The sequence below is a fragment of the Haematobacter massiliensis genome, from assembly GCF_000740795.1.
Taxonomy (GTDB): Bacteria; Pseudomonadota; Alphaproteobacteria; order Rhodobacterales; family Rhodobacteraceae; genus Haematobacter; species Haematobacter massiliensis.
In genome coordinates, this window is the sequence record NZ_JGYG01000001.1 from 55669 (window position 1) to 78233 (window position 22565).

A 22565-nucleotide genomic window follows, 5' to 3' on the forward strand; every position below is an offset into this window, starting at 1 on the left:
AAGAATCATGGAGACAGGGAGGGGGCAAACCCTCTTCCCCGCCATCAGGAAAGCGCGCATGAAAACGAGCCGCCAGATCGCCCTCGCGCTTGCGTTTGCCACTGCCGGCGCGGCGGCGTGGGCGCGGCTGGATCCGGGCGCGCATGCGCGGTTGGAACCGCTCGGGCTGGGCTGGCTTGCGGCCGCGCCATCTGCGGAGGCTCAGGCCGAGCTGGCCCTGGGCATCCCCTCCGTCGTGGCGGAGCCGGTGCGGCTCGCCACCGTTTCCGATCAGATGACAGCCATCGGCGATGGCCGCGCCTTCCGCTCCGTCACGCTCCGGCCCGAAGTGTCGGGCCGGGTGGTCGCCGTGCCCGTTTCATCCGGTGCGCTCGTCGCGGCGGGGGAGGTCGTCCTGTCGCTGGATGATGAGGTGCAGCGGATCGCCCTGGAACGGGCGCGGCTGGTGCGGGACGATGCGCAGACCGCACTGGAGCGGGTGGAGCGGCTGCATGCCAGCGGCACCACCAATGAAATACAGCTTATTGCCGCCCGGCTCACGCTGGAGACGGCGGAGCTGGAGCTGCGCGACGCCGCGCATGCGCTGGAGCAACGCACCATCCGCGCACCGATCGCGGGTCACGTGGGACTGCTGGACCTCGACATCGGCGATCAGGTGTCTTCCGCCACGGATATCACCGTGATCGACGACCGGAGCAGGATACTGGTGGAGTTTCGAATGCCCGAGCGTTTCGCCGGCCGTGTGCGGCCGGGCGATGCGATGACCGCGACCACGCTTTCCGTTTTGGGGGCAGCGGCGGCGGAGGGCGGGGTTTACGCCATCGACAACCGGGTCGATCCCGCCTCCCGCAGTTTCCGCGTGCAGGGAGAAATCGGTAATGAGGACGACCGTTTCCGTTCCGGCATGGCCTTCCGCATCGACATGCGGTTTCCGGGAGAGACCTTGCCCGCCGTTCCTCCGCTTGCGGTGCAATGGAACGCCGCTGGCTCCTATGTCTGGGTGGTGCGCGGCGATGTCGTGGAGCGTGTTGCCATCCGCATCCTGCAACGCGATGCGGACAGGGTGCTGGTTCAAGCCGCGCTCGCTCCCGGCGATCTGATCGTGAGCGAGGGCTCGCAGACGCTGCGCCCGGGCCAACAGGTGCGTATCGCGCCGCCGGATGCGCCGACCACGGCGGCCTCCCGCGTTCCGGCGGGCACGGCGCCCGCAACCGAAACGCGGAGGGCCGATGGCGGACGCGACATCTGAGGCCCACTCCGGCATCGCGCTGTTCATCCGGAGGCCGGTTCTCGCCTTCGTGCTGAATGCGCTGATCGTGCTCGCGGGGCTGGCCGCGCTGTTCGCGGTGGAAGTGCGGGAGCTGCCCTCCGTGGATCGTCCGGTGCTGACCGTGACGACGCGCTTCCCCTCCGCCTCCGCCCAGACCATCGACCGGGAGGTGACGGCGGAGATCGAAGGGGCGGCGGGCCGGGTGCCCGGTGTTTCCTCCATCTCCTCCACCTCCCGCTTCGGGCAGAGCCGCGTGACGGTGGAGTTCAATCAGGACGTCAACATCGACGTCGCGGCCTCCGATACGCGGGACGCGATCTCCCGCATCCGTAACAATCTGCCCGATGATGTGGAGGAGCCGCAGATCGTCAAGGCGGATGCGGATTCGGACCCGGTGATGCGGCTGGCCGTGCTCTCCGACACCCGCCAGATCGACGACCTGACGCGGCTGGTCGATGACGCGGTGGAGGATCAGCTCATCTCCGCGCCGGGCGTGGCCGACCTTCAGATCAGCGGCGACCGGGATCAGGTGTTCCGCATCGACATCGACCAGATGCAGCTCTCCGCTCGCGGCCTGACACTGGCCGATATTCGGAGCGTGGTCGGCAATGCCTCGCTCGATGCGCCTGCGGGCACATTGCGGGCCGCGGGGCAGACGCTGGTTGTCCGCACGACGGCGCCGGTAACGACGCCGGAGGAGTTCGAGGCGCTGGAGCTGAAGGGGAGCGTGCGGCTCGGCGATGTGGCGCGGGTGACGCTTGGCCCAGACATCGCCAATTCGGAACTTCGCGTCGATGGCCAACGCGGCATCGGCATCGGCATCATCCGGCAGGCCCAAAGCAACACGCTGATCATTTCGGAGGAGATCACCCGCATCGTCGCCGGGCTGAACCGGACGCTGCCGCCGGATGTGCGCATCGTCATAACGCAGGACAGCGCCTCCTTCATCGAGGGCGCGATCCATGAGGTGCAGATCGCCCTGATCCTGACGGTGCTGATCGTCGTGGGGATCATCTACCTGTTCCTTCGCGACTGGCGCGCGACGATGATCCCGGCCGTTGCCATGCCCGTCGCCCTGATCGGAACGGTCGCGGCGATCTGGATCATGGGTTTTTCCATCAACATCATGACCTTGCTCGCCATCGTTCTGGCAACGGGACTGGTGGTGGACGATGCCATCGTGGTGCTGGAAAACATTGTCCGGCGCAGGCAGGAGGGGCTTGGTGCCCGCGCGGCGGCGGTGCTCGGCACACGAGAAGTGTTCTTTGCCGTTATCGCGACGACGTTGACGCTGGCGGCCGTGTTCGTGCCGATCTCCTTTCTGCCGGGTCAGACGGGCGGCTTGTTCCGGGAGTTCGGCTTCACGCTTGCCATCTCCATCCTGCTTTCCTCCATCGTGGCTCTGACGCTGTGTCCCGTCATGGCGAGCCGCCTTCCGCGAGGTGACATGAAGGAAGCAGAGGGCGGTCGGATATGGCATATATTTCAAGGTGCTTATGACAGCACGTTGAAGTCTTGCCTGAACGCGCCGCTCGTGGTGTTGACGCTGGCGGCACTGTTCGGCTTTCTGGCCTTCCTGCTCTGGGGACAGTTGCGGCAGGAGCTGACGCCGGAGGAGGACCGCGCGACGGTGATCCTCTCCGTCTGGGCGCCGCAGGGCGTCTCGCTCGACTTCACTTCCGCGAAGGTCGGCGAGATCGAGGACGCACTGGCTCCGCTGCGCGCCGCTGGCGAGGTGCTGCACAGCTACGGAATCATCGGCGCGGCGAGCTCCCAGAATCGGGCCTTCATGGTGCTGACGCTCGCGCCTTGGGGAGAGCGCCAGCGAAGCCAGTCGGCGATCCTTGCGGACCTGACGGAGCGGATGAAAAGCATCATCGGTGTGCGCATCTTCACCAACCAGCCGAATTCGCTCGGCATCCGGGGGGCGGGTCAGGGACTGCGCTTCGCCTTGCTCGGGCCGACCTATGAGGAACTGGCGAAGGTCGCCGGTCAGCTCGTGGAGCGGATGGAGGAAGATCCTGACTTCGGCCAGGTGCGTCTGGGCTATGAGACAACCGATCCCCAGCTTTTCATCGAGGTGGACCGCGAAAAGGCAAGCGACCTCGGCGTGCCGATCGAAGGACTGGGCGAGGCGTTGCAGGCGATGCTCGACGGGCGGACGGTAGGCACCGTTTTCGTGGCCGACCGGAGCTTTGACATCAAGCTGGTCTCCACCGCCGATCCGGTCGATGACCCCTCCGATCTGGAGCGGATCTTCGTGCGGACCTCCAACGGCGACATGGTGCCGGTATCGACCTTCGTCACCATGACGGAGCGGGCCGTCGCTCCCAACCTCGGGCGGGAGGACCGGCTCCGCTCCGTGGAAATCGCCGCCAACCTGACCCCGGAGAAGAGCCTCGGTGCTGCCTGGGAGGAGGTTCGCGCCCTCTCCGCAGACACGCTGCCCGAGACGATGCGCGTCATCCCGCTGGCCGAGGCCGCGACGCTGGGGGAAACCTCGGCCGGGCTCATCACCACGTTCGGCTTTGCGCTGCTGATCGTGTTCCTGGTGCTCGCCGCGCAGTTCGAGAGCTTTGTCTCGGCGGTGATCGTGATGGCGACCGTGCCGCTCGGGCTGGCCTGCGCCGTGTTCGCCATGCTGATGACCGGCACTTCGCTCAATGTCTACAGCCAGATCGGGCTGGTTCTATTGGTCGGTATCATGGCCAAGAACGGAATTCTCATCGTCGAATTCGCCAACAGCCTCCGCGATCAGGGGCGGGACGTGCGATCCGCGGTGGAGGAGGCCTGCTCCATCCGGCTCCGGCCGGTGGTGATGACCATGGCCGCGACGGTGCTGGGCGGTGTGCCGCTCGTGCTCGCCTCCGGCGCGGGGGCGGAGGCGCGGGCGGCGCTCGGCTGGGTCATCGTCGGCGGGCTGGGGCTTGCCATGGTGACGACGCTTTATCTCACGCCGGTGGTCTATCTGCTGCTCGCCGGGTTCTCGCCTCCGAAGACGGAGGAGGAGGCGCGACTCGTGCGTGAACTCAGCGACGCGGCGCGAGACGTCGGCTAGGGCGCGCGCTGCTGGCGGGCACGCTCCCTCCTTCGGGGCTTGCGGCGGAGAAGCGTCGAAACTAGGTTCGCCGCCGCAAGTCAGGGTGACATCATGGCCGAAAAGCGCAAGACCCCAACCCGCGCCATCTTCGAAGAGGTCGCAACCGAAACCCGGATCGAGGCCGCGCGGCCGGGCCGTATCGGAGAGGGCCGGAGCGGGGCGCGGGGCGCTATCCGCATCTGGCTGCTGATCCTGTTCGCACTCGTCGCGGCGATGATCATCGTGGGCGGGCTGACGCGCCTGTCCGACGCGGGGCTGTCCATCACCGAATGGCGCCCGGTCACGGGCACGCTGCCGCCGATGAACGAAGCCGCGTGGCTGACGGAGTTCGAGAAATACCGCGCAAGCCCGCAGTATCAGTACATGAACGCGGGCATGAGCCTTGAGGCTTTCAAGCAGATCTACTGGTGGGAATGGGGGCACAGGTTTCTAGGCCGCCTCGTCGGTCTGGTCTGGGCGCTCGGGTTCTTCGGCTTCCTGATCGCACGCAAGATCCCTGCGGGCTGGACGGGCAGGCTGCTGCTTCCCGGCGTGCTTGGCGGGGTTCAGGGCGCGATCGGCTGGTGGATGGTCGCCTCTGGCCTGACGGGGGAGATGACGTCGGTCGCCTCCTACCGGCTGGCGATCCATCTCGGCCTCGCCTTCGTGATTCTCGGTTTCCTGTGGTGGTATGCGCTGTTGCTGGGCCGGTCGGAGGCCGATCTGCTGCAGGCCCGCCGCGCGCGGGAGCCGAAGCTGTTCTCCATGTCCACCGGCCTGATGCATTTCGCCTTTCTCCAGATCCTCATCGGAGCGCTTGTCGCGGGGATAGATGCAGGCCGCAGCTTTACCGACTGGCCGCTGATGGACGGCGCGTTCTTCCCGGCCAGCGGGTTTTACATCGAGCCGTTCTGGCGGAATTTCTTCGAGAACCCGGGCGTCGTGCAGTTCATGCACCGTATGGTGGCCTATCTGCTGTTCGCCTTCGGTGTCGTGGTCTGGCTCCGGGGGCGCCGGAGCAGCCATGGCGCGACCCGTGCCGCGTTCAACATGATGCTGGCGGCGCTGCTTCTGCAGGTGGTGCTGGGCGTCGTCGCGGTGCTGACGGGCGCGCAGCTTCACGCGGCGATCACCCACCAGCTGGGCGCGATCCTGCTCTGGGTCGCGATCATCCGGGCGCGGTATCTGTCGCAATATCCGATCCAGACCTCCATCCGGGGGACGCGGGCATGAGCGCGCTGGCCGACCTGCTCGCCTTCCAGCGGGAGACGGAGGCCCTGGCCCAGGTGGCGGAGCGTCTGGGCTGGGATCAGGAGACCGTCATGCCCCGCGGCGCCTATGCTCAGCGGGGGGAAGAAACGGCTGTGCTGGAGGGGGTGTTGCATGCCCGCCGCACCGATCCCCGCATCGGCGAATGGCTGGAAGGTCTCGATACCGCCCGGCTTGAACCGGCAGATGCGGCGCAGGTTCGCCGGATCCGGCGGTCCTATGAGCGGCAGATGCGCGTGCCGCTGCGGCTGGCCACGGCGCTGGCACGGATCACGAGCGTGGCGCAGGGGCTATGGGCCGATGCGCGGGCGCGGGAGGACGTGGCGGGCTTCCTGCCCACGCTCTCCGAAGTCGTCGCGCTGAAGCGTGAGGAAGGCCAGGCACTGGCGCAGGGCGGCGATCCTTACGACGCGCTGATGGAGGAATACGAGCCCGGCGCGACGGGGGAGGAAACCGCTGCCCTGTTCGGGCGGATGCGGCCGCGCCTCGTCGCGCTGCGCGAGGCGATCCTTGGGTCGGGGCGCAGCGCGCCCGTCCTTAACGGTCGGTTCGACGAAACCGCCCAGATGTCGCTCGCCACCGAACTGGCAGGCATCTTCGGCTATGACTGGGGGCGCGGGCGGCTGGACAAGGCGGTGCATCCGTTCTCCTCCGGCTCCGGTCAGGATGTGCGGATCACCACCCGCACCGACCCGGCCGATCCCCTGAACTGCATCTATTCGACCATCCATGAGACGGGCCATGCCGTCTATGAGCAGTCGGTCGACGCGGCCTATCTGCTTACAGCCATCGGCCATGGTGTGTCGATGGGGGTGCATGAGAGCCAGAGCCGCATCTTCGAGAACCAGCTTGGGCGCAGCAGCGCCTTCACCGGCTGGCTCGCCGGCCGCATGGTGGAGCTGTTCGGAGAGCACACACTCTCCGATCCGGCGGAGTTCGACCGTGCTGTCAACCGTGTCCATCCCGGCTTCATCCGCACGGAAGCGGATGAAGTGCATTACAACCTCCACATCATGCTGCGCTTCGATCTTGAGCGCGCATTGATCCGGGGGGAGATGGAGGTGGCCGATCTGGAGGAGGCGTGGAACGCCCGCTTTGCCCGCGACTTCGGCCAGCAGGTTGCGCGGCCGAGCCAGGGGATGCTTCAGGACGTCCACTGGCCGGTAGGTCTGTTCGGCTATTTTCCGACCTATGCGCTTGGCAATGTCTATGCGGGCTGCCTTCATTCGGCGATGCGCCGGGATCTGCCGCAGCTTGACGGGGATCTCGCGCGCGGGGATCTCGCGGCCCCGCTCCATTGGCTGAAGGAGGCGGTGCAGCGGCACGGTGGTCTTTACGCGCCGCGCGACCTCATCGCGCGCGCCACCGGAGAGCCGCCGTCGGAGGGGCCGCTGCTCGACTATCTGGAGGCCAAGTTCGGCCGGCTTTACGACCTCTGACCGGTCAGCGCCTCCCGAAGGGAGCTCGCGGGTATCGCGGGATGACCGAGATCGAGGGAGGAGAGCAGGTCCGACAGGTGATGCGCCATTGCCGATTCCGCACCGGCGCCATCGCCTGCCGCAATGGCGCGCAGAAGGTCATCATGCGCGTGGCTGTCGCAGATCGCCTCCCGACGCTGCCAGTAAAGCGCGATGATGAGCGATGAGCGCGACACGAGCGATGCCACGAAGGCACAGATGATCGACTGACCGGCGAGCCGCGCGATTTCCACATGGAACTCGCCGGAGAGATACAGGGATCCGCCTATGTCACCTGCGGCAAGGGCCGTCTGTTCTGCTGCGATATGGCTGGCGAGCCGGTCGATATCTGCGGATGTGGCCCGTCCGGCCGCCAGGCGGGCTGTCCGGGGTTCCAGGATCTGTCGGGCGTCGAACACTTCGCGCGCCTCATTGGCCGAGGGCTGAGCCACAAAGGCGCCCCGGTTGCGCTTCAGGACGATCAGGTGGTCATGCGCCAGCCGCTGAAAGGACGCGCGGACCACGGTCCGGCTCACTCCGTAGACTTCTCCCACCTCGTCTTCCGACAATTTCGTGCCGGGCAGGATGCGGTGCTGGTGGATGGCCTCCGCCAGCCGGGCGGCGATTGCATCGCTGCTCGCTGCGGGTGAAGAGGAGGGGGGCTCGGTCTGTTCCACTCTTCCAACACCACAGCTTCCGCGCATTTGCGGCAAGAGACCATAAATCGGCGACAGGATTGTATACGATTTCTGACGCGGCTTTGCGCGCTGCTGCCGCCCGCCTGCCCAATTTTGCCGCAAACCCTGTCTCGGCCTGCCGGAGCATCGAAATCCGTTCGTGCGGATCGGGGAGTCACGCATGATCAAGGCACGCCACCGGGAGCAGGGCCATGCGCAGCGGACAGGATCTGGAACTCGTCAGCCTTACCAAGCGGTACGGCCAGACCACAGCCGTCAACCGCGTGAGCCACCTGTTCCCGGCGGGAACCTATGTCTGCCTGCTTGGCCCTTCGGGTTGCGGCAAATCCACCACGCTCCGCATGATCGCAGGGCATGAGAGCGTGACGGAGGGGGCGATCGTCCTTGCGGGGGCGGACATCTCTCATCTGCCGCCTGCACGGCGCGGCACGGCGATGATGTTTCAGAGCTATGCGCTGTTCCCCCATCTGAGCGTGACCGACAACGTGGCCTTCAGCCTGAAGATGAAGGGCGTCGATCAGGCAACCCGGCGCAAGCGCGCGGGCGAGATGCTGGAGCTTGTGGACATGTCGCGCTTTGCCGAGCGCCGGCCGGCGCAGCTTTCGGGCGGGCAGCAGCAGCGCGTGGCGCTGGCCCGCGCACTGATCACCGATCCGCAGGTGCTTCTGCTCGACGAGCCGCTTTCGGCGCTGGACCCGTTCCTGCGCCTGAAGGTGAGGGCGGAGCTGAAGCGGCTTCAGCGGGAGCTGGGCATCACCTTCATCCACGTCACCCATGGTCAGGACGAGGCGATGGCGCTGGCCGATGAGATGGTGCTGATGAACAATGCCGTCATCGAACAGTCCGGCGCCCCGCAGGAGATGTTCAACGCCCCGCGCACGGAATTCGTCGCGCGCTTCATGGGCGGGCACAATGTGGTGTCGCTGCCGCAGGGGCGGTTTGCCGTCCGCGCGGACGAGGTGCGGATCGCGCCCACCGGAACGGATGCCGTGGTGCGCAGCGTCGAATATCAGGGCGCGCATGTCGCCGTCACCAGCATGGCGGCGGGAGAGCAGGAGATACTCGCGCTGATCCCCGAAGGCATTTTCTACACAGATCCGAAGCAACCGGGCGACGCCGTGCGTCTTGCCTGGGACGAAGGGCGGCAGCACCGCCTAATGGCCTGATCCAACGGAGAGGACAACGAACATGAGCAAGATCGGTTACAGCCGGCGCGGCGTGTTGAAGGCAGGGGCGGCCGCGGCGGTGGCCTCCGCCTTTCCCGCGCCGATGATCTGGGCACAGGAGATCAGGAACATCACGCTGCGCCAGTTCGGCACGGGCGTCTCCAACATCAACGAAGTGGCGCAGAAGGTGAAGGAGGACCTCGGCTTCACGCTGGAGATGACCGCGCTCGACAGCGACGCGGTGACCCAGCGCGCCGCGACCCAGCCGAACAGCTTCGACATTGCCGATATCGAATACTGGATCTGCAAGAAGGTCTGGCCGACCGGCAACCTGCAGGCAATGGATACGGCGAAGATCAAGCTCTACGACAAGATCGTGCCGCTGTTCACCACCGGCAAGCTCACGCCGGAGTCGGTGATCGCGCAGGGCACCGCGCCGCACACGGTCGGTTTCGTGGAGGGGCAGGGGTCCAAGACCTTCGCAACCGAGCCGACGCAGTGGATGACGCTGATCCCCACCATCTACAACGCCGATACGCTGGGCATCCGGCCGGACATCATCAACCGCCCCATCAGCCACTGGAAGGAACTGCTGAACCCGGAGTTCAAGGGCAAGGCCTCCATCCTCGACATCTCCGCCATCGGGATCATGGACGCGGCGATGGTCTGCGAGTCGATGGGAGAGGTCAGCTATGGCGACAAGGGCAACATGACGCGGGAGGAGATCGACAAGACCATGGCGATCTTCACGGAGGCGAAGCGCGCCGGGCAGTTCCGGTCCTTCTGGAAGACCTTCGATGAAAGCGTGAACCTGATGGCCTCGGGGGAAGTGGTCATCCAGTCGATGTGGTCCCCCGCGATCACGGCGGTCAAGACGCGCGGCATCCCCTGTGTGTATCAACCGCTGGAGGAAGGGTATCGCAGCTGGGGCGGCGGGATCGGGCTGTCCAAGGCGCTGGAGGGCGCCAAGCTCGATGCGGCCTACGAGTATATCAACTGGTATCTCTCCGGCTGGGTCGGCGGCTTCCTGATGCGGCAGGGCTACTACTCGGCCGTGCCGGAAACCTCGAAGGAGCATATGGACGCCAACGAGTGGGGCTACTGGTTCGAGGGCAAACCCGCGACGGCCGATATCGCCAACCCCTATGGTCAGGTCATGGCCAAGGCCGGTGAAAGCCGTGATGGCGGTTCGTTCTACGAACGCATGGGCCATGTCGCCTGCTGGAACTCCGTCATGGATGAAAACCAGTACATGGTAAGGAAATGGAATGAGTTCATCGCGGCCTGAGGTCTCTCCCCTTCAGGCAATGGCGGTGGAGACGGCGCGGAGGGCTGTCTCCACTTCAGGGCCGGATACGGGAAGCCTGACAGCCCCCGTGCGGCGGGCACGGTCGGCCAATTTCACCGGCTGGCTGCTGGCTTCGCCGCTTGCGCTGGTGCTGCTGGTCTTTCTGATCCTGCCCATCGCGATGATCGTGGCGGTCAGTTTCTGGAGTGCTACCGAATTCACGATCGTTCCCGACTTTTCGTTCGAGAATTACGAATTCCTGTTTGGCTCACCCGTGACCTACCGGGTCTTTCTCAACACGTTCAAATATGCGCTCATCACCTGGGCGGCGACGCTGCTCATCGGCTTCACCATCGCCTATTTCCTGGCGTTTCATGTGCGCAGCCAGGGCTGGCAGACCGTGCTGTTCCTGCTGTGCACGATACCGTTCTGGACCTCGAACATCATCCGCATGATCTCCTGGATCCCGTTTCTCGGGCGCAACGGGCTGGCCAATTCGGCGCTGATCTCCTGGGGCGTGATCGACGAGCCGCTGGAATGGCTGTTGTTTTCCGATTTTTCGGTGATCCTCGCCTTCGTGCACCTTTACACGCTGTTCATGGTCGTGCCGATCTTCAACACGATGATGCGGATCGACCGCAGTCTGATCGAGGCCGCGAATGATGCCGGCGCCTCTGGCTGGCAGATCCTGTGGAACGTCATCATCCCGCTTTGCAAGCCCGGCATCATGATTGGCACGATCTTTGTCGTGACGCTGGTCATGGGTGATTTCATCACCGTGCGGTTCATGTCCGGCTCACAATCGGCCAATGTCGGACGGCTCATCTCCAACGACATCGCCCTGCTCCAGTATCCCTCTGCCGCGGCGACGGCGGTGGTGCTGCTCTGCACGGTGCTGATCGTGATCGGCATCATGCTGCGCTTTGTCGACATTCGGAAGGAGCTGTGATGGAACGGCGTTCCTGGTCCTTCTATGCGTTGGCGGCGTTCTTTGCGCTGTTCCTGCTGTTTCTCTACGGGCCGACGATCACTATCGCCATCCTGTCGTTCCAGGGGCCGGAAGGCGGTCTGACTTTCCCCATGCGCGGCGTCTCGCTCCACTGGTTCCGCGACCTGTTCGAGCAGCAGGCCGTTGGCGATATCTGGGGCGCCTTCCGGCGGAGCCTCGTGCTCGGCCTCATGGTGATGGTGGCGACCGTGGTGATTTCGGTGATGGGCGGTCTGGCGTTCCGCAAGCGGTTCACCGGGTCCGGTCTGGTCTTCTATCTCATCATCACCAGCCTCGTCATTCCCTCCATCCTCGTGTCGCTCGGCGTCGGGCTGATCTTTTCGCAATCGGGGCTGACGGTGCACTGGGCGACCTCGGGCTTCGGCGCGCAGCTGACATGGACGCTGCCTTTCGGACTGTTGATCATGTTCGCCATCTTCAACCGATTCAATCCGGCCTATGAGGAGGCGGCCCGCGATCAGGGGGCGACGGCGTGGCAGACGCTCTGGCATGTGGTCATCCCGATCATCGCGCCTTCGCTGATCGGGGTGGCGCTTTTCGGCTTCACACTCTCCTATGACGAATTCGCGCGCACGCTGCTGACGGCGGGCAGCTACAACACGCTGCCGCTGGAGATCTACGGGATGACGACCAATGTCACTACGCCGGTGATCTTTGCGCTGGGGACGCTGACGACACTGTTCTCCTTCCTCGTGATCGGCATTTTCGTTCTGGCCCTTGCCATCGCTGCGAAACGGCGGGCAAAGCTCCTCTCCGATGCGGGGAAGGGAGTCTAGGGTTTGCGACTGCTGTTCATCAATCCGAACGCCACGGTCAGCATGACGGAGGCGGTGGTGGAAACCGCCCGTGCCCTGACCACGGCAGAGATCGCCGGCTGGACCAACCACGACGGACCGCCGTCCATCGAGGGGGCAGAGGCCGGGGAGCGCGCGGTTCCCGGCGTTCTCTCCCGGCTGGAGGCGGCGCGGGACTGGGGGGCCGACGTGATCGTCATCGCCTGCTTCGACGATACGGGTCTTGAGCGGATCCGGGCCCGCGCCCACTGCCCGGTGATCGGCATCGGGGAGGCCGCGTTTCACATGGCGACCCTCATGGCGCCGCGCTTCCGCGTGATGACCTCGGTGGAGAATGCGCTGCCGGTGATCGGGGAGAACCTTGCCGCCTACGGTTTCGCGCCGCGGTGCGCGGGGCTGCATGCCAGCGGCATCCCGGTGCTCGAACTCGACAGCGGGTCGGAGGAGGTGGTGGAGCGGCTTGCCGCCGCCATCAGGGAAGCCGGTGGAGAGGAACCCGTCGTCCTCGGCTGCGCCGGGATGAGCGCGCTTCTGCCCCGGCTCGCGGCGCGGCTTCCCATGCCGCTGGTGGACGGGGTTGCCGCGGCGACGCTGCTGGCGGAAAGCCTCGCCCGGTTCCGCGGCGCGGCCTAATCCGCCCAGCTCGGCTTGCGTTTGTCCAGAAAGGCGCAGATGCCTTCGTTCGTATCGGCGTGGAGCATGTTCTCCACCATGACATCGCCGGCGAGGGCGTAGGCATCCTCAATCGGCAGGTCGATCTGATCATAGAAGGTCCGCTTGCCGATCCGCACCGCCGTGCCGAGCTTGCCCGCGACCGTGGCTGCAAGGCGCGCCGCCTCCTCCAACAGGTGCTCGGCTGCGACGACACGGTTGACGAGGCCCAGCTCCCGTGCGCGGGGGGCGTCGATGAACTCCCCCGTCGTCAGCATCTCGAAAGCCTGCTTCCGCGCGATATTGCGGGTGAGGGCCACCATGGGCGTAGAGCAGAACAGACCGATGTTCACCCCATTGACACCAAAGCGCGTTCCCTCGGCCGCCACCGCCATGTCGCAGGAGGCAACGAGCTGACAACCCGCCGCGGTGGCAATGCCATGCACCTCCGCGATCACGGGCTGAGGCAGGCGGGGGATCGCCGTCATCACCTCCGCGCAGCGGTTGAAGAGATCGGCAAGGGCCGCGGCCCCACCATCGGGCGCCGCGCGTTTCGCCTGCATTTCCTTCAGATCGTGCCCGGCGCAGAAGGCCTTGCCAGAACCGCGCAGCACGATGGCACGGATGCTGTCGTCCTGCGACAGCGCGCGAAAGGCGTCTGCAAGGGCTGCCAGCATCGCGTCCGACAGGGCATTGAGATTGGCGGGGCTGTTCAGGGTCAGTGTGGCGACCCCGACGTCATCCGACCGCAAGAGTATATCATCCATTGTCATTCCTCCCCGTTGCCGGAACTGTAGCGCGCGAAAAACCGGGGAGGAAGCCGTGCCGCTGACAATGACGATGACCGAGCTTGACGCCTTCATGCACGCGCAGTTCCCGCAGGTGGCGGCGGATTTCGCGATAGACACGCTGGAGGAGGAGGAGCTTGTCACCCGCCTGCTGGTGGGAGACCGGCATCTGCGGCCGGGCGGCACCGTCTCCGGCCCGGCGATGTTCGCGCTTGCGGATGTGTCGGTCTATCTCGCCATCCTTGCCCGGATCGGGCCGAAGGCGCTCACTGTGACGACGAACTGTTCCATCGACTTCCTGCGCAAGCCCGTTTCCGGCCTCGACCTGATCGCGCGCACGCGGATACTGAAGCTGGGCCGGGTGCTGGCGGTGGGAGACGTTCTCCTCTTTTCCGGCGGCGAAGGGGAGCCGGTCGCGCGGGCGACGCTGACCTATTCCATCCCGCCGAAATGATGAGAAATTTGGGGTATTATAATACCTATTTTTTAAGTATCTGAAATATATATGGAATTACTTGGATAGAGCGCTTGACTGTGCGGCGGACTTCTATAGAACACCGCAATCCGAATTCTCGGAGTCCGGTCCCGGCCGGGCTCTTTGCAAACGAACGGGATCTGGACCATGAAGACCTTCACCGCGACGCCTGCGGACATCGAGAAGAAGTGGATCCTGATCGACGCCGAAGGCGTCGTTCTGGGCCGCCTCGCCACGATCGTCGCCAACCGCCTCCGCGGCAAGCACAAGCCGACCTTCACGCCGCACATGGATATGGGCGACAACGTGATCATCATCAACGCCGACAAGGTGCAGCTCACCGGCACCAAGCGGGATGACAAGAAATACTACTGGCACACCGGCTATCCGGGTGGGATCAAGGACCGCACCGCGCGTCAGATCCTCGAGGGCAAGTTCCCGACCCGCGTGGTGGAGAAAGCCGTGCAGCGCATGCTGCCGGGCGGCAAGCTCTCGCGCCAGCAGATGACCAACCTGCGTATCTATGCGGGCGCCGAGCATCCGCATGAAGCCCAGCAACCCGAAGTGCTGGACGTCAAGACGCTGAACCCGAAGAACACCCGGAGCGCGTAAGTAAATGGCCGAAGACATCAAAACCCTCGACGACCTGAAATCGGTTGTCTCCGGGTCCGCCGCAGCCGTGGCCGACGAAGCCCCGCGTGAGCCTGTGCGTGACGAACTTGGCCGGTCCTATGCCACCGGCAAGCGGAAGGATGCGGTCGCCCGCGTCTGGATCAAGCCGGGTTCCGGCAAGTTCCTCATCCGCAACCACAAGGGTGAGTTCATCGACTACACCGCGTATTTCGCGCGTCCGGTGCTCCAGATGATCCTGCGCCAGCCGTTCCAGGTCGCCAATGTCGAAGGTCAGTTCGACGTGATGGCCACGGTGGCGGGCGGCGGTCTTTCCGGTCAGGCCGGTGCGGTGAAGCACGGCATCTCCAAGGCGCTGCAACTTTACGATCCCGCACTGCGGTCGGCGCTGAAAGCCGCGGGCTTCCTGACCCGTGACAGCCGCGTCGTCGAGCGGAAGAAATACGGCAAGGCGAAAGCCCGCCGGAGCTTCCAGTTCTCCAAACGCTGATCCTGCGTCGATATTTCGGAAAGGCCCGCCCGTTGTGGCGGGCCTTTTCTTATGGACGGATTACACCGCACGCCGCAGACCATGCGTGCGGGAAGCTTTCATTGCGCCGGCGCAGCGGTGCGCTTCTGCCGTCAGCGGCTGGCCTGCTCCCGATCAAAGGAGCGGATTGCAGCCACGATCTCCGGCGCGATCAGAGCCGCGCCCTCGGGCGAGGGGTGATTGTCGTCGAAGTAGAACATGCGCCCGCCGAAGGCATTTGTGCAGCGGTCTGGAATGAACGTGTCGCAGAGCAGCCTGTCCGGCCGCACGCGGGCAATGCGTGGGTTGTCGATCGCATCGAAGGCGGTGATGACGGCATCGGCGCGGCGATGGAAGAATGCCATGCTGGTGGAGATCGCGGGCTTTGCCTGCGGGTCAAAGATCATCTCCCGTGCAACGCGGAGCGGTACCTTCCACCCTGCCTCCGGGTAGGGGTAGACCAGCACGACGTTGAACCGCTCCGCCAGCGCGGCCACCTGCGCGGCATAGGCGGAGATCACGCGCGCCTCCCGCCGGCCATCCAAGGGTATCGCGGAAGCGGGCGAAGCCACGTCCATCGGTATGGGCGGTCCCGGCTCATCGCCGCCCTCGCCATTGCGCGCCCTCAGCCCTTTCGCATAGACCGGCCATCGCGCGGCGAGGACCAGCGTCTTGACGCCGGACTGTTCCAGCCAGCTCAGATAGGTGCGATTATGGGTGTCGCAGCTGCGCGAAGGCAGCTTGTCGAGCCGGACAAGGCCGGGCACGGGCGGGCAACCTGCATATCCCGAAAGGTAGCTGCCGATACCCATCTTCGCCAGCATGGCCTGCAACGGAGGGGCGAAGCTGGTGGCGTGACTGTCACCCATGATCGCGACCTGTGGGCGGCGTTCACCGACGGCGCAGTTCAGAACCGGATGCACAGGCAGGGGATCATTGTCGGCGGTGAGACAATGGCCGCGATACCGCTCCCGCCCGGCCAGAAGCTCCGCGGCCCATGGCATACGCTCCGGGAAGCCGTCGGCCTTGCGGATCCCGATCCCGGCAGCGGAGAAGAGCACGATCCCCGCGACCGCCGTGACAAGTGGCAGGCGATGTCCGGCAAGCAACGGGGAAGGGCCACGAAACGGCTGCTCCACCCAGCGCCAGCTTAGCCAGCCGAGCAGAACGGACGCGATCACGAGCAGTGCCATTACGCCCGCATGGGGTTCCTCCGCCAGCCGAAGCCGCGCAAAGGCCATCAGCGGCTGGTGCCACAGATAGGTGCTGTAGCTGATGAGACCGAGCCACACGACCGGCCGGAGCGAGAGGATCCGCCCCACGCGCGTCCCCTGACCGCCCCAGACAAGCACCAGCACCGTGCCCAGAACCGGCAGCAGCGTTGCCAGTGATGGCGAGGGCAGGCCTGGCAGTATCACCAGCGAGCCGAGGATCATCGCCAGTCCCAGTGCCGCCGGAACCCCGCGCGGGGCCTGCGGCCGGAGGCAGATGCCGAGGGCCGCGAGCGAACCGGCGAGAAGCTCCCATATCCGCGACGGGGTGAAGAAGAAATTCTCCTCCGGTCGAAGGCGCCAACCCGCCTCCGCCAGCGCGAGGGAGGCAAGCGCGATCAGGCTGAGCACGATGAGCGCGACCCGCCGTCCGCCACGGGTGAGCAGAAGGAAAAGGAGGGGCGGGAAGAACAGGTAGAACTGCTCCTCGATGGCCAGGCTCCATGTATGGAGCAGGGGCTGCAACTCCGCCGAAGTGCTGAAGTAATCCGCCCGCTGCCAGAAATGGACGTTCGAGAGAAACAGCGCCGCCGCCGCGATGCTCCGCCCGAAATCGGCAAAGTCCGCCGGAAGCATCCACGCCCAGGCAACGGGAACGCAGGCGGCAAGCATGACGAAAAGCGCGGGGAGGATGCGGCGCGCCCGCCGGACATAGAACTTCGTCAGGCTGTAACGGCGCGCTTCGATGTCCTGGATGAGAATTCCGGTGATGAGAAAGCCGGAGATCACGAAGAAGATGTCGACGCCGATATACCCGCCGCCGAACAACGGTGCTCGCGCATGGAACAGAACGACTGTCGCAACGGCAATGGCACGCAGGCCGTCGATCTCTGGGCGGTACTTCATGCGCGGGCAGTTCTCCTGATCGCGAAGAGACTGGTGGAACTTCGACGGTATTCAAGGGGATGGAGTCGATGAGTTTTGCAATGCTTGACGCAACTCCTCCCCGCAAGCGATGGTTTCGGACGGAGGTGCCCCATGCACAATACGATCGATTCCGAGAAACTCGTGACCCATTACGTCGATGGCCACTGGATCGCGCCACTTTCCACGGAGGCGTTTCCCTTCGAGACACCCCATGACGCGGCGGTGCGGGGAAGCATCATTCTTGCCGGTGGGCAGGATGTGGCGCGCGCGCTTGATGCGGCGCGGCGGGCTTTCACCGGTTTCTCCCGCAGCTCTAAAGCGGAACGGCTGGCATTGCTGCGGCGGATCCATGAGCTGACGCAGGAGCGTATCGACGACCTCGCCGAAGCGATCTCTCTGGAAATGGGCGCCCCGATCGACATGGCCCGGAGAGCGCAGGCCGGCGCGGGGGTCGGTCACGCCGCTGGTTTCATCGAGGCGCTGGAAGGGATGGATGAGGAGGAGCGGCTGACGAACGGTGATCTGCTGATCCGCGCGCCGGTCGGGATTTCGGGACTGATTACGCCGTGGAACTGGCCGATCAACCAGATCTCGCTGAAGGTGCTGCCGGTGATCGCGACGGGGGGCGCCTGCGTGTTGAAGCCCTCGGAATACACGCCGCTCTCCGCCATCGTCTATATGGAGATCCTCGACGCGGCAGGGGTGCCTGCGGGAGTGGTCAACATGGTGCAGGGGAACGGACCGGGGGCGGGCGTCGCGCTGTCTACGGATCCGCTGGTGAACCATGTCTCGTTCACCGGTTCCACGCGGGCGGGTCGCGCCGTCGCCCATGCCGCGGCGGAGGACATCCGGCGCATCACGCTGGAACTGGGCGGCAAGTCGGCGAACCTCGTCTTTGCCGATTGCGGATCGGATCTGGAGCAGCGTGTCCGTGACAGCGTGGCTGAATGCTTCCTGAACTCCGGCCAGTCCTGCGATGCTCCCACGCGGATGCTGGTGGAGCGGGACATCTATGAACGGGTGGTGGAGATTGCCGCGGATGCGGCGGCAAACACCGCGCTCGGCCTGCCGTCGGAGCCGGGGGATCACATCGGCCCGCTGGTCAATGCGACGCAGTTCGAGCGGGTGCAGGATCTGATAGCCGCCGGTGTGGCGGAGGGTGCGCGTCCGGTGGCGGGCGGACCGGGCCTCGCCCCCGGTTTCAATGCAGGCTACTGGGTCCGGCCCACGGTCTTTGCCGATGTGACCCCCGACATGCGGATCGCACGGGAGGAGATCTTCGGCCCCGTCCTTTCCATCCTGCCCGTGGAGGGAGAGGCGGAGGCCATCCGCATCGCCAATGATTCGCCCTATGGCCTCGCCGCCTATGTTCAGACCGGAGATATGGAGCGGGCAGGACGGGTCGGCCGCGCGCTGGACGCGGGCGCGATCCATGTCAACGGCACCGGCATGGGCTGGGGCTCCCCCTTCGGCGGCTGGAAGCAATCGGGCCTTGGACGCGAGGGCGGCAAGCTCGGTATCGAAGCGTTTCAGGAGGTCAAAACCCTGCATCTGCTGCAGGTCTGACAAAGCCGTGTCCGGGGGCTGTAGCCCGCGGCGCGGCGGGCAGTCGATAGCGCCCCTCGCTCAATCCGGGCAGGGGCAGTACGGCTTACGTCCCGACGCCAGCTCCGCAAGACGCTCAAAATGCGGGCGGGCGCTGGCGAACTCGGGCAGTGCTTCGCACAAGCGGATGGCGCCGGGCGGAGCATCGACGGCCGCTTGGCCCCCGCCCCGCAGACAGACTTCCACGGTCCCTGCAGGCTTTTCCGGTGCGCCAGAGAACCCCGCGCGCGAAGGTGCGAACCGACCGCGTAGAGTTACGCGACCCGCCAGAGCAGGCGCGGGGCGGCCGGCGGTTCCCGTCCACGACGAGCCGAGCTGCTGCGCCTCACCAATGCGCGGGGAGACGCACGTAGGCCGCGCCGCCCGTCAGGATCAAACTCTGCCGGACCCCCCCCGCACGGAGACGCCTTGCCCCCGTGTTCTGTCGCCACACCAAACACCCAGCCGTACCCCTCCGTACGGAGACGTCTTTCGCCAGGCGAACCGGAGGCTCATGCGCATCCTCCCAGAATCGCCTCCGCATGGAGACGCCCCCACGGAGACGCCCCCTGTCACCGCAAGGCTCACGAGCTCGAATTGTCACTACCGGCAGGGGGAAGCGGCGCCCTGTACCGGGAGTCGAGGTGGTCCATGAAGCCGCTACATCGTGCGAAGACGCACAGCCTTCCAAGCCGCGCCATCACGCGAGGCCAGCATCGCGCGGGGCTGCGTTTGAGCGAGCTTCAAGACCCGACGCGGATTTCGCTATTTACCCCGGGAATATGCGTTAGCGTTTGCCTGCGGATTGAGCAGAGGATGAAGAAAACGTCAGCGGGGCGCGCTGCCGGGCGGGAGCGGCCTTTTCTCCGGCGGTGGTTTCTGCCTAAATCGCCGCAAGGACCGGAAACGGCGCAGGGACAATGGGATGGCCAACGGGGTGAACCGCTTCAGCGAGCCCGAAGTGAAGAGCGGATATGCGCTGATTGCGCCGCCATTCATCTATTCGGTGCTGCTTCTGGCGGTGCCGGTTGGGCTGATCGTGCTCTACAGCTTCTGGACGGATGGCTATCTGGAGATCATCAAGACCTTCACGATGGAGAACTACATCGCGGCGTGGACGGAGCCGCTCTACCGCCAGGTGATGCTCCGCTCTCTCGGCGTCGCGGCGATGGTGACGCTGGCAACGGTCGTGTTGGCCTATCCGGTGGCCTATTACGTGTCGTTTCATGTCAGCGGGTCCAAGAAGGCGTTGTGGCTTTTCCTCATCACCATCCCGTTCTGGACGAGCTACCTGATCCGGGTGTTCCTGTGGAAGGTCATCCTAGGCTACAACGGCGTGCTGAACACCGGGCTGATGAAGCTCCACCTGATTGACGAACCGCTCACCTTCCTGCTCTACAACGTGAATTCGGTAGTGATCACGCTGGCCCATGCCTATGCGCCCTTTGCGATCCTGCCGATCTTCGTCGCGCTCGAGAAGATAGACCGCTCCCTGCTGGAGGCATCGCAGGATCTGGGTGAGGGCAAGGTTATGTCCTTCCTCCGGGTGACGCTGCCGCTTTCCATGACCGGGGTGATCGCCGCGGTCATGATCGTCTTCATTCCGACCATCGGAGATTATGTGACGCCGAACCTCGTCGGCGGGCCGCAGGGGCAGATGATCGCCAACGTCATCCAGCTTCAGTACATGCGGCTCGACAACTATCCGCTGGGATCGGCGCTCGCCGTATCGGCCATGCTGATCGTGGCGGCGGTGGCGCTGGTGTTCCTGTTCCTCAACCGCCGCTTCCTCAAGGGGTCGAAATGAAAGCGGGTGGCCTGCGTCTCTACGCCTATCTCTACCTGCTGTTTCTGTATGCGCCGATCATCCTTCTGCCGCTGTTCGCCTTCAACGACGGCACGATCATCGCCTTTCCGCTGAACGGCTTCACGACGAAATGGTTCGATGAGCTGTGGACCATTCCCGCGCTGCACCAGGCCGTCAAGAACAGCCTCATCATCGCGATTTCGTCAGCGGTATTCTCCACCATGCTCGGCATCTTCGCCGCGCGCGCGATCACGCGCTACGACTTCCCGGGCAAGGCGGCGATGAGCGGGCTGATCATGCTGCCGCTGGTATTGCCGGAGGTGATCGTGGCGGTGTCGCTGCTCGTCGTGCTGCTGGCCATGGGCATTCCGCTCGCCTTCTGGACGGTGATCTTCGGACATGTGCTGATCTGCACGCCCTATGCGGTGGCGATCCTGTCCTCGGCCTTCTCCTCGCTGGACCGTTCGCTGGAGGAGGCGGCCATCGACCTCGGAGAGACGCGGATGTCCACCTTCCGTCTCGTCACGCTGCCGCTGGTGGCGCCGGGGATCGTGTCGTCGCTGCTGATCGGCTTCACCATCTCGCTGGACGAATTCATCATCGCCTATTTCCTCACCGGATCGGAGCCAACGCTGCCGGTCTATATCTTCTCCCAGTTCCGTTTTCCGGCGAAGGTGCCGGTGGTCATGGCGCTGGGAACGATTCTCGTCATCCTGTCCGTCGTGCTCCTGACCCTCGCCGAGATGTTCCGCCGGCGCGGTGTCCGGCGGCGCGGCGGGGTCGATACCGGAGGCTTCCTGTGACGCTCTCGCCCGCTCCCACCTCCCGCACCCCCCGTCCGGGGCAGCGTGTGCAGCCTTCCGGCCGCCCGATCATCGAGCTGCGGGACGTCCAGAAGTACTACGGCGATTACCACGCCCTCCGTGGCATCACCGCCGATATCCGGCAGGGGGAGTTCTTCTCGCTGCTCGGCCCGTCCGGTTGCGGCAAGACGACCCTCCTGCGCACTATCGCGGGGTTTGAGGATTTGTCCTCCGGCACCGTTCTGATCGATGGCAAGGACATGGCGGGCGTCTCCGCCAACCGGCGCCCCACCAATATGGTGTTCCAGTCCTATGCGATCTTCCCCCATCTGTCGGTGGAGGAGAATGTGGGCTTCGGCCTCCGTCGCGATCCCGGCACGAAGGAAGAGAAATCCCGCCGTGTCGGCGAGGCGTTGGAGATGGTCGGGCTTTCCGGCTACGGCAAACGGGCGGCGCATGCGCTTTCCGGCGGGCAGCGGCAGCGGGTGGCGCTGGCGCGCGCGCTGATCCTCAAGCCCAAGGTTCTGCTGCTGGACGAGCCGCTCTCCGCGCTCGACAAGAAGATGCGCGAACAGATGCAGGTGGAGCTGATCAAGCTCCAGCGGCAGGTGGGCATCACCTTCATCCTCGTCACCCACGATCAGGAGGAGGCGCTGGTCATGTCCGACCGTATCGCCGTGATGTTCGAGGGCCAGATCGCGCAGATGGACGATCCCGAGGTGCTCTACCGGCGACCGAAGACCCGCGCAGTGGCTGATTTCATCGGCATGATGAACTTCCTGCCCGCGGAGGTGCTGTCCGATGCCGGAGGCCGGGCGGAGGTGCAGTCACCGGGGCTTGGCCGGTTCACGCTGGAAGATACGCAGGCGCCCGGAGGCGTGCGGATCGGTGCGGCCAGCATCGGCATCCGGCCGGAATCCATGTCGCTGATCTATGGCGATGAGGCGATCAACCCCGCCCAGCAGGTGTCAGAGGGCGTCGTGGATGAGGTGGTCTACTACGGTGACATGACCTATTACGACGTGCGTCTGGACGGGCTTGAGGAGCCGGTCCGCCTGTCGATGAAGAACCTGATCTCCCGTCCTGTGCTGGATCGTGGCGTGCGGACGCGGGTCGCCTGGGATCCGCGGTCCGCCGTGCTCTTCGTCTGA

At 65.2% G+C, this 22565-nt stretch carries 19 protein-coding genes; 16 read left to right on the top strand and 3 right to left on the bottom strand.

Translation table 11 applies throughout. The features are described from left to right. Positions 1 to 58 precede the first annotated feature (58 nt). From CN97_RS00270 to CN97_RS00285, 4 genes are all read left to right on the top strand, one after another. Positions 59 to 1249, top strand: coding sequence for an efflux RND transporter periplasmic adaptor subunit (locus tag CN97_RS00270; RefSeq protein WP_051910856.1), 1191 nt, complete (start codon positions 59 to 61; stop codon positions 1247 to 1249). Then, positions 1230 to 4328, top strand: a complete 3099-nt coding sequence (locus CN97_RS00275; protein ID WP_035705500.1) for an efflux RND transporter permease subunit — start codon at positions 1230 to 1232, stop codon at positions 4326 to 4328. The genes CN97_RS00270 and CN97_RS00275 overlap by 20 nt, the downstream gene beginning before the upstream one ends. Before the next feature lie 93 nt (positions 4329 to 4421). After that, positions 4422 to 5582, top strand: a complete 1161-nt coding sequence (gene ctaA / locus CN97_RS00280; protein ID WP_035705503.1) for a heme A synthase — start codon at positions 4422 to 4424, stop codon at positions 5580 to 5582. Continuing rightward, positions 5579 to 7057, top strand: coding sequence for a carboxypeptidase M32 (locus CN97_RS00285; protein WP_035705506.1), 1479 nt, complete (start codon positions 5579 to 5581; stop codon positions 7055 to 7057). The genes ctaA and CN97_RS00285 overlap by 4 nt, the downstream gene beginning before the upstream one ends. On the opposite strand, the gene CN97_RS00290 is transcribed toward CN97_RS00285, so the two are convergent. Further along, positions 7045 to 7779 (bottom strand): GntR family transcriptional regulator, encoded by a 735-nt coding sequence (locus CN97_RS00290; RefSeq protein ID WP_084683956.1) that lies wholly within the window; start codon positions 7777 to 7779, stop codon positions 7045 to 7047. The genes CN97_RS00285 and CN97_RS00290 overlap by 13 nt on opposite strands. A 185-nt stretch (positions 7780 to 7964) precedes the next feature. Between CN97_RS00290 and CN97_RS00295 the strand changes: the two genes are divergently transcribed. The 5 genes from CN97_RS00295 to CN97_RS00315 are packed head-to-tail and all read left to right on the top strand — an operon-like array spanning position 7965 to position 12663. Further along, positions 7965 to 8939 (top strand): ABC transporter ATP-binding protein, encoded by a 975-nt coding sequence (locus CN97_RS00295; protein ID WP_035705512.1) that lies wholly within the window; start codon positions 7965 to 7967, stop codon positions 8937 to 8939. A 22-nt stretch (positions 8940 to 8961) separates the two neighbouring features. Next, on the top strand, positions 8962 to 10227 hold the full coding sequence (locus CN97_RS00300) for an ABC transporter substrate-binding protein (RefSeq protein ID WP_035705515.1): 1266 nt from the start codon (positions 8962 to 8964) through the stop codon (positions 10225 to 10227). Then, positions 10208 to 11176: an ABC transporter permease gene (locus CN97_RS00305; RefSeq protein WP_248700064.1), complete on the top strand. Its 969-nt coding sequence runs from the start codon at positions 10208 to 10210 to the stop codon at positions 11174 to 11176. The genes CN97_RS00300 and CN97_RS00305 overlap by 20 nt, the downstream gene beginning before the upstream one ends. Continuing rightward, entirely contained in the window at positions 11176 to 12012 is an 837-nt protein-coding gene (locus tag CN97_RS00310; protein ID WP_035705517.1) for an ABC transporter permease, read from the top strand. The genes CN97_RS00305 and CN97_RS00310 overlap by 1 nt, the downstream gene beginning before the upstream one ends. Positions 12013 to 12015: 3 nt before the next feature. Then, positions 12016 to 12663: an aspartate/glutamate racemase family protein gene (locus tag CN97_RS00315; RefSeq protein WP_035705520.1), complete on the top strand. Its 648-nt coding sequence runs from the start codon at positions 12016 to 12018 to the stop codon at positions 12661 to 12663. Here the strand turns inward: CN97_RS00315 and CN97_RS00320 are convergent. Beyond that, positions 12660 to 13448 carry an enoyl-CoA hydratase gene (locus tag CN97_RS00320; protein ID WP_035705523.1) on the bottom strand — a complete coding sequence of 263 codons (789 nt, stop codon included), beginning with the start codon at positions 13446 to 13448 and terminating at the stop codon, positions 12660 to 12662. The two genes, CN97_RS00315 and CN97_RS00320, sit on opposite strands and share 4 nt — an antisense overlap. A gap of 67 nt (positions 13449 to 13515) precedes the next feature. Here CN97_RS00320 and CN97_RS00325 point away from each other — a divergent pair, with 67 nt between their 5' ends. From CN97_RS00325 to rpsI, 3 genes are all read left to right on the top strand, one after another. Further along, positions 13516 to 13923, top strand: a complete 408-nt coding sequence (locus tag CN97_RS00325; RefSeq protein WP_176408594.1) for a PaaI family thioesterase — start codon at positions 13516 to 13518, stop codon at positions 13921 to 13923. 168 nt (positions 13924 to 14091) lie between these two features. Next, on the top strand, positions 14092 to 14556 hold the full coding sequence (gene rplM / locus CN97_RS00330; protein WP_035705529.1) for a 50S ribosomal protein L13: 465 nt from the start codon (positions 14092 to 14094) through the stop codon (positions 14554 to 14556). 4 nt (positions 14557 to 14560) lie between these two features. Further along, positions 14561 to 15064, top strand: coding sequence for a 30S ribosomal protein S9 (gene rpsI / locus CN97_RS00335; RefSeq protein WP_035705532.1), 504 nt, complete (start codon positions 14561 to 14563; stop codon positions 15062 to 15064). A gap of 131 nt (positions 15065 to 15195) precedes the next feature. Here rpsI and CN97_RS00340 read toward each other — a convergent pair whose 3' ends face one another. Beyond that, positions 15196 to 17199 (bottom strand): acyltransferase family protein, encoded by a 2004-nt coding sequence (locus CN97_RS00340; RefSeq protein ID WP_051910857.1) that lies wholly within the window; start codon positions 17197 to 17199, stop codon positions 15196 to 15198. Between the two features lie 132 nt (positions 17200 to 17331). On the opposite strand from CN97_RS00340, the gene CN97_RS00345 reads away from it, so the two are divergent. The 4 genes from CN97_RS00345 to CN97_RS00360 all read left to right on the top strand — a co-directional run bounded on the left by CN97_RS00345 (position 17332) and on the right by CN97_RS00360 (position 22565). Continuing rightward, positions 17332 to 18786: an aldehyde dehydrogenase family protein gene (locus tag CN97_RS00345; protein ID WP_051910858.1), complete on the top strand. Its 1455-nt coding sequence runs from the start codon at positions 17332 to 17334 to the stop codon at positions 18784 to 18786. A gap of 943 nt (positions 18787 to 19729) precedes the next feature. Next, positions 19730 to 20611, top strand: a complete 882-nt coding sequence (locus CN97_RS00350; RefSeq protein WP_035705536.1) for an ABC transporter permease — start codon at positions 19730 to 19732, stop codon at positions 20609 to 20611. Then, the gene (locus CN97_RS00355) at positions 20608 to 21414 is read left to right on the top strand and encodes an ABC transporter permease (protein WP_035705540.1); all 807 of its coding nucleotides are present in this window, start codon (positions 20608 to 20610) and stop codon (positions 21412 to 21414) included. Before CN97_RS00350 ends, CN97_RS00355 begins: the two co-directional genes overlap by 4 nt. 68 nt (positions 21415 to 21482) lie before the next feature. After that, complete coding sequence (locus CN97_RS00360) at positions 21483 to 22565, top strand: ABC transporter ATP-binding protein (protein WP_084683958.1); 1083 nt, start codon at positions 21483 to 21485, stop codon at positions 22563 to 22565.

Excerpts from the sequence above, each read along its gene's own strand:
- CN97_RS00270 (WP_051910856.1), top strand. The coding sequence starts at position 59 with ATGAAAACGAGCCGCCAGATCGCCCTCGCGCTTGCGTTTGCCACTGCC.
- CN97_RS00275 (WP_035705500.1), top strand. The coding sequence starts at position 1,230 with ATGGCGGACGCGACATCTGAGGCCCACTCCGGCATCGCGCTGTTCATC.
- ctaA (WP_035705503.1), top strand. The coding sequence starts at position 4,422 with ATGGCCGAAAAGCGCAAGACCCCAACCCGCGCCATCTTCGAAGAGGTC.
- CN97_RS00285 (WP_035705506.1), top strand. The coding sequence starts at position 5,579 with ATGAGCGCGCTGGCCGACCTGCTCGCCTTCCAGCGGGAGACGGAGGCC.
- CN97_RS00290 (WP_084683956.1), bottom strand. The coding sequence starts at position 7,779 with ATGCGCGGAAGCTGTGGTGTTGGAAGAGTGGAACAGACCGAGCCCCCC.
- CN97_RS00295 (WP_035705512.1), top strand. The coding sequence starts at position 7,965 with ATGCGCAGCGGACAGGATCTGGAACTCGTCAGCCTTACCAAGCGGTAC.
- CN97_RS00300 (WP_035705515.1), top strand. The coding sequence starts at position 8,962 with ATGAGCAAGATCGGTTACAGCCGGCGCGGCGTGTTGAAGGCAGGGGCG.
- CN97_RS00305 (WP_248700064.1), top strand. The coding sequence starts at position 10,208 with ATGAGTTCATCGCGGCCTGAGGTCTCTCCCCTTCAGGCAATGGCGGTG.
- CN97_RS00310 (WP_035705517.1), top strand. The coding sequence starts at position 11,176 with ATGGAACGGCGTTCCTGGTCCTTCTATGCGTTGGCGGCGTTCTTTGCG.
- CN97_RS00320 (WP_035705523.1), bottom strand. The coding sequence starts at position 13,448 with ATGGATGATATACTCTTGCGGTCGGATGACGTCGGGGTCGCCACACTG.
- CN97_RS00325 (WP_176408594.1), top strand. The coding sequence starts at position 13,516 with ATGACGATGACCGAGCTTGACGCCTTCATGCACGCGCAGTTCCCGCAG.
- rplM (WP_035705529.1), top strand. The coding sequence starts at position 14,092 with ATGAAGACCTTCACCGCGACGCCTGCGGACATCGAGAAGAAGTGGATC.
- rpsI (WP_035705532.1), top strand. The coding sequence starts at position 14,561 with ATGGCCGAAGACATCAAAACCCTCGACGACCTGAAATCGGTTGTCTCC.
- CN97_RS00340 (WP_051910857.1), bottom strand. The coding sequence starts at position 17,199 with ATGAAGTACCGCCCAGAGATCGACGGCCTGCGTGCCATTGCCGTTGCG.
- CN97_RS00345 (WP_051910858.1), top strand. The coding sequence starts at position 17,332 with ATGCACAATACGATCGATTCCGAGAAACTCGTGACCCATTACGTCGAT.
- CN97_RS00350 (WP_035705536.1), top strand. The coding sequence starts at position 19,730 with ATGGCCAACGGGGTGAACCGCTTCAGCGAGCCCGAAGTGAAGAGCGGA.
- CN97_RS00355 (WP_035705540.1), top strand. The coding sequence starts at position 20,608 with ATGAAAGCGGGTGGCCTGCGTCTCTACGCCTATCTCTACCTGCTGTTT.